The organism is Halomonas sp. GFAJ-1 (assembly GCF_000236625.2).
In the GTDB taxonomy this organism is placed as follows: Bacteria; Pseudomonadota; Gammaproteobacteria; order Pseudomonadales; family Halomonadaceae; genus Vreelandella.
Genome location: NZ_AHBC01000027.1, coordinates 104,548 through 117,732 on the forward strand (window position 1 = coordinate 104,548; position 13,185 = coordinate 117,732).

Genomic DNA, 13,185 nt, shown 5'->3' on the forward strand with positions numbered 1-13,185 from the left:
TCAGCAGGATATGCCTCCGATGAGCCAAGCTACGAACCAGTCTTGGGGCGGTCGCTTTAGCGAGCCCACCGATGCTTTTGTTGCACGCTTCACCGCGTCAGTAACGTTCGACCAGCGCCTAGCGCGCCAGGATATCCAGGGCTCTATCGCCCATGCCACCATGCTTGCCCGGGTAGGCGTGCTCAGCGATGAAGAGCGCGACGCCATTATTAACGGCCTGACCGAGATTCAGGGCGAGATTGAGCGGGGCGAGTTCAACTGGTCGGTGCCGCTTGAAGATGTGCACATGAACATTGAGGCGCGGCTGACCGATAAAATCGGCATTACCGGCAAGAAGCTGCACACCGGGCGCTCGCGCAACGACCAAGTGGCCACTGATATCCGCCTGTTTATGCGCGATGAAATCGACGTCATTGAAGCGGAATTGGTACGCCTGCGCGAAGGCATGATTGAGCTTGCCGACCGCGAAGCCGATACCATTATGCCGGGCTTTACCCACCTGCAAACGGCGCAGCCGGTCACTTTTGGCCACCACCTGCTAGCCTGGCAAGAAATGCTGGCCCGTGACCACGAACGCCTGCTGGACTGCCGCAAGCGCGTGAACGTACTGCCACTGGGCGCTGCAGCGCTGGCAGGCACTACCTACCCCATCGACCGCCACGTGACCGCTGAGCTGCTCGGTTTCGACCGCCCAGCAGAAAACTCCCTGGACGCCGTCTCCGATCGTGACTTCGCCATCGAATTTACCAGTTTTGCCAGCATTCTCATGATGCACCTGTCGCGCATGAGCGAAGAGCTGGTGCTGTGGACCAGCGCCCAGTTTGACTTTATCGACCTGCCTGACCGTTTCTGCACCGGCTCCTCCATCATGCCGCAGAAGAAAAACCCGGACGTGCCTGAGCTGGTGCGCGGTAAAACTGGCCGGGTCTACGGGCACTTAATGGCGCTGCTGACGCTCATGAAGTCCCAGCCGCTGGCCTACAACAAAGATAATCAGGAAGACAAAGAGCCGCTGTTTGACGCGGTAGACACCGTGCGCGACTGCTTAAAAGCCTTTGCCGACATGGTGCCCGCCATTGAGCCCAAGAAAGAGAGCATGTATGAAGCCGCGCGGCGGGGCTTCTCCACTGCTACAGACCTCGCTGATTACTTAGTGCGCAAAGGCGTTGCCTTCCGTGATGCCCACGAAATTGTTGGTTTGTCAGTGGCCTATGGCCTGAAAACCAAAAAAGACCTCTCGGAAATGACCCTGGAAGAGCTGCAGCAGTTCTCCACCATTATCGAGCAGGACGTGTTTGAGGTGTTAACGCTAGAAGGCTCTGTAGCGGCGCGTAATCACATTGGCGGCACCGCGCCTGACCAAGTGCGCGCAGCGGCAAGCCGTGCCCGCGAAGCGCTGGCAGCGCTTAAAGGTGATGCATGAAGCGGCAAGCCTTCACATTGAGCGCAGTGCTACTAACGGCGCTGCTACTCGTCGGCTGTGGCCAGAAAGGACCGCTTTATCTGCCTGACGATACCAACGATTCGGCCGCCGAGCAGGAGGGGTAATGGATCACTTTAACTACCGTGACGGCGTTCTTTATGCTGAAGATGTGCCGCTAACGCAGCTGGCTGACGCGCTGGGCACGCCTTGCTATGTCTACTCCAAGGCAACGCTGAAGCGCCATTTCCGTGCCTATACCGAAGCGCTAGGTGGCCACCCGCACCTGATTTGCTACGCGGTAAAAGCAAATTCCAACCTTGCTGTTTTAGGGCTGCTAGCAACGCTAGGCGCCGGGTTTGATATCGTCTCAGTGGGCGAGCTTGAGCGCGTATTGAAAGCCGGTGGTGACCCTGCAAAAGTGGTTTTCTCGGGGGTTGCCAAGCAGCCTCAGGAGATGGCCCGCGCCCTTGAGGTTGGCATCAAGTGTTTTAACGTTGAGTCGCGCTCAGAGCTTGAGCGCTTGAATCGCGTGGCAGGTGAGCTGGGAAAAATTGCGCCAGTCTCGCTGCGGGTTAACCCGGATGTAGACGCGGGCACCCACCCGTATATTTCTACCGGCTTGAAAGATAACAAGTTTGGTATCCCGGTAGATGAAGCGCTAGACGTTTATCAGCTAGCGGCCAGCCTGCCCAACCTGCGGGTGGCAGGGCTTGATTGCCATATCGGTTCCCAGCTTACCGAAACCGCGCCGTTCTTGGATGCCCTAGAGCGGTTATTAATGTTGATGGAGCGGTTGCGTGAGCGTGGCATCGAAATCGACCACCTGGATTTAGGCGGCGGCCTGGGTGTGCCTTACCGCGATGAAACGCCACCCCAGCCATTTGATTACGCCAGCCAGTTGCTGGCGCGTCTCTCTCGCTGGAAAGGCGGTGAAACGCTGACCCTGCTGTTTGAACCCGGCCGCTCCATTGCCGCCAATGCAGGTGTCATGCTGACTCGCGTGGAGTTTTTAAAGCCTGGCGAAACTAAAAACTTTGCGATTGTTGATGCCGCCATGAATGACTTGATTCGCCCGGCGCTGTATCAAGCATGGCAGGCCATTGTGGCGGTGGATACTCGCCACGAGCGCGCAACAGCCACCTACGATGTGGTGGGGCCGGTGTGCGAAACCGGTGACTTCTTGGGTAAAGAGCGCGAGCTGGCGATTACCGAAGGCGACCTGCTGGCGGTGCGCTCGGCGGGGGCTTATGGTTTTGTGATGGCCTCCAATTACAACAGTCGCCCGCGTCCGCCAGAAGTGATGGTAGATGGCAGTCACTACCATGTAATACGCGCCCGGGAAAGTTTGGAAAATCTGTGGGCTGGCGAGGCGCTGTTGCCTGAAGGGGCGCGCTGATGCTGCTCCACTTCACTAAAATGCACGGCCTGGGCAACGACTTTATGGTCGTTGACCTTGTCACTCAGCGCGCCAGGTTGCTCGATGAGCAGATCCGCCAGTTGGCGGATCGCCGCTTTGGCATTGGCTTTGACCAGCTATTAATCGTCGAGCCGCCCCGAGACCCGGAGATGGATTTTCGTTACCGCATCTATAACGCCGACGGTAGCGAAGTGGAAAACTGCGGCAACGGCGCGCGCTGCTTTGCCCGCTTTGTGCGTGACCAGCGCCTGACCCATAAACATGAAATCCACGTGGAAACCGCGGGTGGCCCGCTGGTGCTGAACGTGCAGCACGATGGCATGGTGCGCGTGGATATGGGCAGACCACGCTTTAACCCTGCCACGCTGCCGTTTGAGGCGCCTGGCGACCAGCCGCTTCATGAGGTGGCTGTGGAGGGGGAGACGCTGCAGCTGGGCGTAGTGTCCATGGGCAACCCCCATGCGGTTTTGCAGGTGGAGAGTGTCGATAGCGCACCGGTGGAGCGCTTAGGGCCGCTGCTTGAATCACACCCGCGCTTTCCCAAGCGAGTGAACGTCGGCTTTATGCAAGTGGTGGCGCCCAATGAGATCCGCCTGCGCGTGTTTGAGCGTGGCAGCGGCGAAACCCTTGCCTGCGGAACCGGCGCCTGTGCCGCCGTGGCTAGCGGTATCCGCCAAGGGCTGTTGAAAAGCCCGGTGACGGTACACCTACCGGGGGGGCAGCTCAGTATTGAGTGGCCTGACCCTGAAGCATCGCTTGTCATGGTTGGGCCCGCAACACGGGTCTTTGATGGTCGTGTAGCACTCATCTAATTCGAGGAGAACGGCGATGTCACAAGCCCCCGAGCCGCGCAAGACGCTCGACCCTGACCAAGTGGCGTTTTGGCTGGCCCGTCATCCCGATTTTTTTGTCGGTCGAGAAGGGCTATTGCAGCAGCTCAAGGTGCCCCATCCCCATATAGAGGGTGCCGTATCGCTGCTTGAGCGGCTAGTCATTGATTTGCGCCAGCGCGCCGAAACCGCGGAAGACCGCCTAGAGCACCTGCTGGAGACCGCACGGCATAACGAGTCCCAATATCGCCGCCTGCGAGAAACGCTGCTGGCGCTGGTCGAAGCGCAAGATCGTGATGCGTTAGCCCAGGCCCTGGCCACCCAGCTAAGCGAGCGTTTTGATACGCCCGCTATGGCGCTGTGGTGCCCGGCGTCATTAAGCGATAGCGAAGCCGCGCCCCCACAGCCGCCGCGTCACGTGTTAGACCAGCACGCCAGCGCGCGGTTAGCGGCGCTGCTGGATGGCCGCACCAGCCGTTGCGCCAAGCTTAGCGTGAGCGACTGGAAGTGCCTGCTGCCCCATACCAAGGCGCCGCGTAGGGCCGGTTCCTGCGCCATTTCACGGCTATCGGCAGGGGAGCCGCTAGGGTATTTACTGCTTGCCAGTCCCGACCCCGAGAGCTACCGCGCCAGTATGGATACGCTGTTTACCGAGTACCTGGGCGATATTGTGGCGCGGCTGTTGATGCGCCTGGAACCCCATGCCTAACACGTCCATTGCTGAGCAGGTTGAGCGCTATTTAGCGGTCCTGGCGGCCCACGCAAGCCCGGCTACGGTAGCGGCTTATCGCCAGGATTTAGCCGCGCTTTGCCGCTTTACGCAGCAGCGTGACATCACTGAGCCCAGCGCGCTGGATGCCACCCTGCTCAGAGCATTTTTAGGGGCCGAGCGCAGCCGTGGCCTAGCCCCCAGAAGCCTGGCACGCAGGCGGGCTGCGCTTTCGCGCTTTGCGGATGACCTGGTAAAGCAAGGCGTGCTTGCGGATAACCCCGTCGGCCTGCTGCGAACCCCGAAGCAACCAAGCCATCTGCCCAGGCCCGTGGATGTAGATGCGCTGGCGCGCTTTTTAGATACCCCCCACGACGGCACGCCGCTGGCGATACGCGACCAAGCCATGCTGGAGCTGTTTTACTCCAGTGGCTTGCGCCTGGCGGAGCTGGCGGCGCTGGACCTTAACCATTTAACCGCTAATCATGTGCGGGTAATGGGTAAAGGCAGTAAGCCCCGCCAAGTACCGGTGGGTCGGCGAGCTCATCAGGCGCTCACAGCGTGGCTTGCCTGCCGTAGCGGGCTTGCGCCTGAGGGTAACGTCGCGCTATTTGTCGGTCAGCGCGGCTCGCGCCTTGGGCATCGTGCTATCCAAAAGCGTTTGGCGCAGCTGTCGGTAACCCGTGGCTTGCCTGAACACCTGCACCCTCACCGCCTGCGCCACTCGTTTGCCAGTCATCTGCTGGAGTCGAGCCAGGATCTACGCGCGGTGCAAGAGCTACTCGGCCATGCCAACTTATCTACCACCCAGGTATATACGCGGCTGGATTGGCAGCACCTAGCCGAAAGCTACGATGCTGCTCACCCGCGCGCTAAACGCCGCCCTGCTGGGAGCTAACCATGTCGTCGCTAGAAGCGATTACTTTTGATCTTGATGATACGCTTTGGGACAACCAGGGCGTGATGCTAAAAACGGAAGAGGGGCACTATCGCTGGCTGTTAGAAGCCCTGGCGATGTGGCGCGAAGCACGCCAGGAGCCGCCGTTAGCACTGCATTACCAGCAAGGCGTGGCGGATTATTTGCAGCGTCGCCAGCAGTGGGCACAGCGGGTGCCGGAACGGCGTGGAGACTTTACTTGGCTGCGGTTAAGGGCGCTGGAAGAGCAGCTTGAGGCACAGGGCCTGACGCGCAGTGCCGCCTTCATGTGGGCGGCCGCCGCGATGAATGAGTTTCACCGCCTGCGGGTACAGGTAACGCCTCATCCTGAAGCGGCCGGTTTGTTAGCCGCTTTAGCTGAACGCTACCAGTTGGCCGCGATTACGAATGGCAATATCCACTTAAAGCGCCAACCTTTGGCCAGCTATTTTCCCGTGGCGATTGCCGCAGGTGAGTTGCTGGCGCCGAAGCCTGATCCCAAGCCCTTTCTTACCGCGCTTGAGCGGCTTAACGTGGCCCCAAACCGGGCTATGCACGTGGGTGACTCGTGGAAAGAGGATGTGCTGCCCGCCCAGCAGCTGGGGATGCATGCTGCGTGGATTGCCGAGCGCGGTGACCAGGCACTACCCGCGCGCGTCCACCGCATAGCCCATGTCAAAGAGTTGCCTAACCTGATCGAGTGGCTGGAGAAGCGGCGCTGAGTGCGCTGTATTTTCACCAGCGAATGTTACGAGCCGCTTAGGCAGGCGGCTGGTCGTGCTCTGATTGGTCCGGTGTATGCAGCCACTGGTCGAGCTTCTTGGAAAGCGTATCCACGCCGTCGCGCTTAAGCGATGAAAAAAGCTGCACAGACACGAGGTCCTCCCACTCTTTCAGGCGTGAGCGGACTTTTTGTAGCGTGGCACTGGCTGGGCCTTTTTTGAGTTTGTCGGACTTGGTGAGCAAAATATGCACCGGCATTTCACGCTGGTCGGCATAGTTGAGCATCATTTGGTCGAACTCGGTAAGCGGGTGACGTACATCCATCAGCAGCACCAAGCCGCGCAGGCTAAAGCGGTTACGAAGATACTCAGCCAAGTGCTTTTGCCACTCTAACTTGACCGATTCTGGCACTTTGGCGTAACCATAGCCGGGCAAATCAACCAAACGGCGTGATTCATCGTTCATCACGCTAAAAAAGTTAATCAGCTGGGTACGACCCGGGGTGCGCGACGTGCGCGCCAGCGCGGTCTGCTGGGTAAGCGCGTTAATAGCGCTGGATTTACCTGCATTGGAGCGCCCGGCAAAGGCCACTTCCGCACCGGTATCGTCAGGGCAGAGCGCAAGGGTCGGCGCACTGATAACAAAGCGGGCGGTGGGGTAGTTCAGTCGGGGGACTAGGCTATCATGGGGGGTAGTCATGGAATCAATCCTGGAAAACGAACGTATAAACGGCCCGCTTCACCACATTAGTGTGAAAAAAAGCGATACCGCGACGAATTACCCCGAAAGCAGTCTTGGACTTGCATTCCCGCCGCTAGGGTGATTCGTTATAATGCAAGAGGTTTATAACTGCGACCTGGGGCGCTAGTGTACCATCGCGCTCTAGCCAGCAGCGACCAACACGACATGTTGTTCGTTTTGGCGGAGCTGACCCTGGTAAAGTGCTGAACCTGGGCAGCGCCCGGGATGCGTACCAGTCAATAATCAAACGGCATAGTGGACTAGCAATGAGAAAGTTACTGGCAAGCCTGGCAATTACCATGGGTGCCGTTGGCACCGCCCATGCGCAAACCGACTATCAAGCGGAAGCCGATGCTTCAGCAGGTCGTGAACTGGCCCAAACCTGTGCGGCCTGTCACGGCCAAGCGGGCATCAGCCCGTCGGGTGCGTTTCCTAACCTGGCAGGTCAGCAGATGTCTTACCTGGCCAAGCAAATTAAGGACATCCGCGATGGCCACCGTATGGTGCCCACCATGGCGGGGCAAGTAGATGATTACTCCGACCAGGACGCCTGGGATGTAGCCGCGTTTTTCGCTGGGCAAGATGCTAACTTGGGCCAAACTAGCGATGAAGATGCAGAGCTTCTCGCCCGCGGTGAAGAGCTCTATCGTGCAGGTGACATGGCGAAAGGTATCCCCTCCTGTAGCGCTTGCCACACACCTACCGGTGTTGGTATTGGCAGTGCGGTGTATCCGGGGCTTTCCGGTCAGCATGCGGAATATACGATTGCTACTCTGCAGGATTTTGCAGCCGGTGAGCGGGCTAACGACCCGAACAACATAATGCGCGATATCGCTTCTAAAATGAGCGACAGCGACATGGAAGCGGTAGCGAACTACCTGTTGGGCTTGCACTAAGTTCAGCGTCTAGGGTTCTCCCTTTTGCTAAACGACGTTGGCAAAGCGGGGAACCTGTGGCCTACATTGACGGTCACAGCTTTCGCTTATCCTTGGAGAATTCTCGCTATGTTTAAAACGTTAGTGGTCGCGTTGGCCGGTTTCGGCCTTTCCGCTGCTGTCAGTGCCCAGGAGTTGGTCGAAGGCCAGCACTACACGCTACTTGCTACCCCCGTGGCGACAAACGTAGACGAAGGGCAGATCGAAGTGACCGAAGCGTTTTGGTACGGATGCCCGCACTGCTATCGCCTCCAAACGCCGGTAAGCGAGTGGTATGAGTCGCTTGAGGACGATGTCAGCATCGTGCACATGCCTGCGACCATGGGCGGTGACTGGAATACCCACGCGAATGCTTTTTATGCCGCTAAGTCGCTGGGGATTGAAGAAGAGCTGCATGCAGATTTCTTCGCTGCGATTCATGAAGACGGTCGTGCGTTAACAGATGCTGATGACATTGCGGCATTTTTTGCGGATTACGGCGTCAGCGAAGAAGAAGCAAAGCAAGCGCTAACGGCTTTCAGCGTGCGCAGTGACGTTAACAAAGCGAACAGCCGCATGCGAGAAATGCGCCTTATGGGTGTTCCTGCGCTAGTGGTTGATGGCCGCTATGTGATTACCCCTAGTACGGCCGGCAGCTTGGATAACATGCCGCAGATTGCCGGTGCGTTAGTTGAGCGCGTCCGCAGCGAGCGCACAGAATAACAATGCTGGAGCAGGGTCATGTTGGCAGCTTAACAGGTGGGCTAACGTCCAATCGCGGAAAATCGTTATTGGATCATGGCCACCTCAGGCTACTGACGTTCAATCTGCAGGTGGGGATTCAAACCTCCGCCTACCACCACTATGTAACCCGTAGCTGGCAGCATTTTTTACCTCATCCCCAGCGTTTGAAGCGGTTAGCGGTGATGGGTGAAGTGCTAAGCCAATTCGATGTGGTTGGGCTGCAGGAAGTGGACGGCGGTAGCTTCCGCTCCAGCAGTATTAACCAAGTGGAATTCCTCGCCGGTCAGGCGGGGTTTCCCCACTATTTTCAACAGCTAAACCGTAATTTGGGGCGTATTGCCCAGCACAGTAACGGCCTTTTATCCCGTTTAGTGCCCAGCCGTATTGAGGAGCACCGCTTGCCGGGTGCGATGCCTGGGCGTGGGGCGATACATGTGCGCTATGGCAATGGGCCTGATGCACTGCATATCTTTGTGGCCCACTTGGCGCTCAGCCATCGTGGCCGTGTTCGGCAGCTTAATTATCTCAGTGAAATCATCGAGCCGCTTCGTCATGTCGTGGTGATGGGTGATTTGAACTGCACGCCTGAACAGCTTCATGCCCATGAGCGTTTTAGTACGTCCCTGCCGCTCCACCCGGTCAAGCCGCTTTTAAGCTATCCGTCGTGGCAGCCACGCCGTGCGCTAGATCATATCCTACTCTCGCAAACCCTCGAAGCCGCCGAAGTGCGCGTGTTAGACCATCTGTTTTCGGACCATCTGCCGATTGCCGTAGATCTGCCGCTGCCTGCCGCTTGTCTAAATGCTTTAGCCGATGCAGAGCAGAAGCCGAGGCATTAGCCAACACGCGCTAATGCGCCGAATAAGCATATTAATTGTCACTTAGCGCCGAATAGCGTGCTTATGGGGATGACGTCCGGCCTAGAATCAGCGATGATTCTGGGCCGTTTTATTAATGCAGGACAACAACAATGCGCGCAAATGCCCAGGAGCCCCGCTTATTGCGCTGGCTCGACTGCTTGACCGAAGGGGTGGGCCGGGCCATTGCCTGGCTAGTAATCTTCATGATGGCGATTCAATTCGCTGTTGTAGTGATGCGCTATTTCATCGGTATCAACAGTATCGTGATGCAAGAGTCGGTGATGTACATGCATGCCGCTGTTTTCATGCTGGGTGCGGCTTGGACGCTTAAGCGCGATGGCCATGTACGGGTCGATATTTTTTACCGCCGCTTATCGGCGAAAGGGCGCGCCTGGATAGACTTGCTTGGAACGCTGTTTCTTCTCATCCCTGTCGCGCTATTTATCGCTATTAGCAGCTTTCGCTATGTGCAGAGCAGTTGGGCGGTGATGGAGCGCTCCCCCGATGGCGGCATCCCAGGCGTGTTTCTGCTCAAAACGCTGATTTTAGTTATGGTGGGGCTGCTGCTGCTGCAGGCGGTTGCGCAGCTAATGCGCCAGACATTGATTATTCGCGGCAAGCTATCCAACGCCTCCCACGAGCATGAGGAGATTCTCTAGTGCTGGCTACTTTACTAGAATTTATGCCGCTGGTGCTGTTCGCTACGGTGTGTGCAGTGCTCATGCTTGGTTATCCGGTTGCCCTAGCGTTGGCAGGTACCGCGCTGGCGTTTGCGGGCTTTGGCTTAATGCTCCAGTCCATGGGCGTGGCTGTGCCCTTTGAAGCCCGCATGATGAACGCCATGCCTAACCGGCTTTACGGCATTATGACCAACCAAACGCTGCTGGCGGTGCCGCTGTTTGTGTTGATGGGGGTGCTTTTAGAGAAGTCCCGAGTGGCGGAAACGCTGCTCGATGCGATGGCCATGGCGTTTGGCGCCCTGCGTGGCGGGCTGGGCATAGCGGTCGTAATTGTCGGCATGCTGCTGGCGGCCTCCACCGGCATTGTGGGTGCAACCGTGGTGACGATGGGGCTGCTATCGCTGCCCACGATGTTGAAGCGTGGTTATTCCCCCGCATTGGCGACGGGCACAATCTGTGCAACGGGAACGCTTGGGCAGATAATTCCGCCCTCTATTGCCCTCGTTCTTTTGGGGGATGTGCTGTCGAATGCTTACCAGCAGGCCCAGCTGTCCATGGGAGTGTGGAGCCCTAAAACACTCTCTATTGGTGATCTTTTTATTGGGGCTCTGGTGCCCGGCCTGCTGCTGGTGGTTGCGTATATTGTTTATCTGTTAATCACCGCTTGGTTAAAACCCTCAACGGCTCCCGCAGCTGATCGTGCAGCTCTAAAAGCGGAGCTGGGCCATACAGGCAGTATTTGGCCGTTGCTATTAAAAGGTTTACTGCCCCCCGTACTGCTGATCGTCGCTGTTTTAGGCTCCATTTTAGGTGGGTTTGCTACACCCACCGAAGCGTCAGCCGTGGGTGCATTTGGTGCGCTGTTTTTGGCTGCCGCTAACCGCCGTTTGAATATCACTATGCTGAGAGAGGTGCTGCACTCGACGGCACAGGTCACCAGCATGGTGTTTTTGATTCTGATTGGCGCAGCGCTGTTCTCGCTGGTATTTCGCGCCTATGGCGGTGAAGAGCTTGTCACCGAGCTGTTTGAAGCCATGCCTGGTGGGGTCGTTGGCGCCACGTTAGTTGTGATGCTCGTCATTTTCTTGTTGGGCTTTATTCTCGACTTTATTGAAATCACGTTTGTAGTGGTGCCTATTGTGGGGCCGGTACTGCTAGCCATGGGCGTCGACCCTATTTGGCTAGGCATTATGATTGCGGTTAACTTACAAACCTCTTTTTTAACCCCGCCGTTTGGCTTTGCGCTGTTCTATTTGCGCGGTGTTACGCCGCAGAGCGTACCCACCTCGGCAATTTATAAAGGGGTGATACCGTTTATCCTGTTGCAGTTAAGTATGCTGTTGGCGCTAGCCTTTTTCCCAGGGCTTGCCACCTGGCTACCATCGATCATGTAAGAGGGGTATATGACTCATATAGCCAATGTATTGACCATCGCAGGCTCCGACCCTTCCGGTGGCGCAGGTATCCAGGCAGACCTTAAAACGTTTTCTGCGTTGGGTGTATACGGTACCACCGTGATAACGGCGCTAACGGTACAAAACACCGGCGGCGTGGCCGCTGTTTACCCTGTCTCGCCACAGGCCATTCATGAACAGCTTGAACACCTGCTGGACGATGTCCATGTGGATGCGGTCAAAATTGGCATGGTTGCTAGCCGTGAGGTGGCCGAAGTCATTGCTGACGTGCTGAGCACACGCCGCCCCCGCTGGATTGTGCTGGATCCGGTGATGGTGGCAAAAAGTGGTGATATCTTGGTCGATGATGCTGGTATCCGTGCGGTACGCGATATTTTGGTGCCGTTAGCCGACGTGATAACCCCCAACATACCCGAGGCCGCGGTGCTGTTGGGCACTGCGTCGCCCACCACTTTAGATGAGATGGAAGCTATGCTGCCAGGTCTCAGCCAGCTAGGCACACCCTATGTGGTGTTAAAAGGTGGGCATTTGCGGGGCGAAACCTGCCCCGACCTATTAGCCTCACCCGGCGGTCATTCATGGCTACCGGCCTCGCGTATTGCTACCAAAAACCTGCACGGAACCGGCTGCGCGCTCTCCTCAGCGATTGCCGCGTGCTTGGCCAAGCTGCCCCAAGACGCCGCCGCTGAGGCGCCGATAGAGGCCATTAGTGAGGCAAAACAGTGGCTACACACCGCGTTAGAAGCGAGTGAGCGGTTAAGCGTTGGTAAAGGGCGTGGCCCGGTGCACCATTTTCATGCCTGGTGGTGACTGAGTGACGATGGACATATTGTCCTGGCGCAGATAAACGAACAGAACAGCCAAGGTTAGGGCAGCGCCTGCTTGCGGTATGCGCATTCGGGCACCATGCTGAAGAGTGCCTGCTTGTCTTACGACTGCGCCGACTGCTCGGCCAAGGAGTTGTGCTGTGTCTCAGACCCTGCTGTTTGCCACTGACCTTTCCCAAGATAACCGCGCTGCGTTTGCCCGAGCGCTGCGCCTCGCTTACGCTCAGGGTGCCCAGCTCGATATTTTGCACGTACTCGATCCCTACTTGCCTCATCGGGTTCTGCATGAGGTGGAGCGTGCGGTCAGTGAAGACATTAGCGCCACGCTGACGGATCTTCGCGAGGACTATGCGTTAGAAGCCCCCGCACTAATGATTCAGACGCTAGCAGGCTCTCCCCATGTGGAGATCGTCCGCGAAGCCCATGAGCGGCATGCTTCGCTGATCATTATGGGGATGCACCGTAAGCGCGGTCAGAAAGACCTGCTCATGGGTACCACCGTGATGCGGGTGCTGCGCAGCGCGCCTTGCCCGGTGGTAGTAGCGTCGTATCTACCTACCCAGCCCTGGCAACATATCTTGGTGCCCATTGATTTTTCGCTGGCGGATCGTCAAACCTTAAAAGAGGCGTTAATTCGCTTTCCTGAAGCAAAGCTGACGTTACTCCATGCCTGGAGCCTGCCCGGCGAGCGTGAGCTTGGCTCGCAAGCTTACTACGCCCAGTGGCGCGACCACGAGGTATCGCGGTTACGCGAAGCACTGGATAACGAAGTCGAGAGCCTGCTGCGTGAGCTTGATGGTGTGCCTGATATAGAGCTTGTGCTGGAACAGGGCCAGCCCTGCAACGTATTGCACGATTACATAAAGCGCCACACCCCTGACCTAGTGATGATCGGAAGTCGTGGCCAGCCCCATCACACCAGCCAGTTAACCGAGATGCTGCTTAACGAACCCCACTGCGATTTAATGCTGTGCCGTGCGTGGTGA

Annotated in this window: 15 protein-coding genes; 14 read left to right on the forward strand and 1 reads right to left on the reverse strand. The window is 57.5% G+C overall.

The annotated features are described in order from the left end of the window. Positions 1 to 19: 19 nt before the first annotated feature. The 7 genes from argH to MOY_RS07520 are packed head-to-tail and all read left to right on the forward strand — an operon-like array spanning position 20 to position 6,017. On the forward strand, positions 20 to 1,423 hold the full coding sequence (argH, locus tag MOY_RS07495; RefSeq protein WP_009098249.1) for an argininosuccinate lyase: 1,404 nt from the start codon (positions 20 to 22) through the stop codon (positions 1,421 to 1,423). After that, the gene (gene lptM / locus MOY_RS16905) at positions 1,420 to 1,548 is read left to right on the forward strand and encodes an LPS translocon maturation chaperone LptM (RefSeq protein ID WP_009098254.1); all 129 of its coding nucleotides are present in this window, start codon (positions 1,420 to 1,422) and stop codon (positions 1,546 to 1,548) included. Before argH ends, lptM begins: the two co-directional genes overlap by 4 nt. Beyond that, positions 1,548 to 2,819, forward strand: a complete 1,272-nt coding sequence (gene lysA, locus MOY_RS07500) for a diaminopimelate decarboxylase (protein WP_009098256.1) — start codon at positions 1,548 to 1,550, stop codon at positions 2,817 to 2,819. The genes lptM and lysA overlap by 1 nt, the downstream gene beginning before the upstream one ends. Further along, positions 2,819 to 3,652, forward strand: coding sequence for a diaminopimelate epimerase (dapF, locus tag MOY_RS07505; protein WP_009098257.1), 834 nt, complete (start codon positions 2,819 to 2,821; stop codon positions 3,650 to 3,652). The genes lysA and dapF overlap by 1 nt, the downstream gene beginning before the upstream one ends. A gap of 16 nt (positions 3,653 to 3,668) precedes the next feature. Then, on the forward strand, positions 3,669 to 4,379 hold the full coding sequence (locus MOY_RS07510; RefSeq protein WP_009098258.1) for a DUF484 family protein: 711 nt from the start codon (positions 3,669 to 3,671) through the stop codon (positions 4,377 to 4,379). Next, the gene (locus MOY_RS07515; protein ID WP_009098260.1) at positions 4,372 to 5,277 is read left to right on the forward strand and encodes a tyrosine recombinase XerC; all 906 of its coding nucleotides are present in this window, start codon (positions 4,372 to 4,374) and stop codon (positions 5,275 to 5,277) included. Before MOY_RS07510 ends, MOY_RS07515 begins: the two co-directional genes overlap by 8 nt. A gap of 2 nt (positions 5,278 to 5,279) precedes the next feature. After that, positions 5,280 to 6,017, forward strand: coding sequence for an HAD family hydrolase (locus tag MOY_RS07520; protein WP_009098264.1), 738 nt, complete (start codon positions 5,280 to 5,282; stop codon positions 6,015 to 6,017). A gap of 37 nt (positions 6,018 to 6,054) precedes the next feature. Here MOY_RS07520 and yihA read toward each other — a convergent pair whose 3' ends face one another. Continuing rightward, positions 6,055 to 6,717: a ribosome biogenesis GTP-binding protein YihA/YsxC gene (yihA, locus tag MOY_RS07525; protein ID WP_009098266.1), complete on the reverse strand. Its 663-nt coding sequence runs from the start codon at positions 6,715 to 6,717 to the stop codon at positions 6,055 to 6,057. A gap of 308 nt (positions 6,718 to 7,025) precedes the next feature. Here yihA and MOY_RS07530 point away from each other — a divergent pair, with 308 nt between their 5' ends. The 7 genes from MOY_RS07530 to MOY_RS07560 all read left to right on the forward strand — a co-directional run bounded on the left by MOY_RS07530 (position 7,026) and on the right by MOY_RS07560 (position 13,185). Further along, on the forward strand, positions 7,026 to 7,655 hold the full coding sequence (locus tag MOY_RS07530) for a c-type cytochrome (RefSeq protein ID WP_009098267.1): 630 nt from the start codon (positions 7,026 to 7,028) through the stop codon (positions 7,653 to 7,655). Between the two features lie 108 nt (positions 7,656 to 7,763). Continuing rightward, a complete protein-coding gene (locus MOY_RS07535) occupies positions 7,764 to 8,396 on the forward strand; it encodes a thiol:disulfide interchange protein DsbA/DsbL (RefSeq protein WP_009098269.1) in 633 nt (210 codons plus the stop codon). Positions 8,397 to 8,398: 2 nt separating this feature from the next. Continuing rightward, the gene (locus tag MOY_RS07540; RefSeq protein WP_009098271.1) at positions 8,399 to 9,256 is read left to right on the forward strand and encodes an endonuclease/exonuclease/phosphatase family protein; all 858 of its coding nucleotides are present in this window, start codon (positions 8,399 to 8,401) and stop codon (positions 9,254 to 9,256) included. A 131-nt stretch (positions 9,257 to 9,387) separates the two neighbouring features. Further along, a complete protein-coding gene (locus tag MOY_RS07545; RefSeq protein WP_009098273.1) occupies positions 9,388 to 9,936 on the forward strand; it encodes a TRAP transporter small permease subunit in 549 nt (182 codons plus the stop codon). Next, entirely contained in the window at positions 9,936 to 11,351 is a 1,416-nt protein-coding gene (locus MOY_RS07550) for a TRAP transporter large permease (RefSeq protein WP_009098275.1), read from the forward strand. Before MOY_RS07545 ends, MOY_RS07550 begins: the two co-directional genes overlap by 1 nt. Before the next feature lie 9 nt (positions 11,352 to 11,360). Beyond that, a complete protein-coding gene (gene thiD, locus MOY_RS07555; RefSeq protein WP_009098277.1) occupies positions 11,361 to 12,182 on the forward strand; it encodes a bifunctional hydroxymethylpyrimidine kinase/phosphomethylpyrimidine kinase in 822 nt (273 codons plus the stop codon). A gap of 157 nt (positions 12,183 to 12,339) precedes the next feature. Then, positions 12,340 to 13,185 (forward strand): universal stress protein, encoded by an 846-nt coding sequence (locus MOY_RS07560; protein WP_009098279.1) that lies wholly within the window; start codon positions 12,340 to 12,342, stop codon positions 13,183 to 13,185.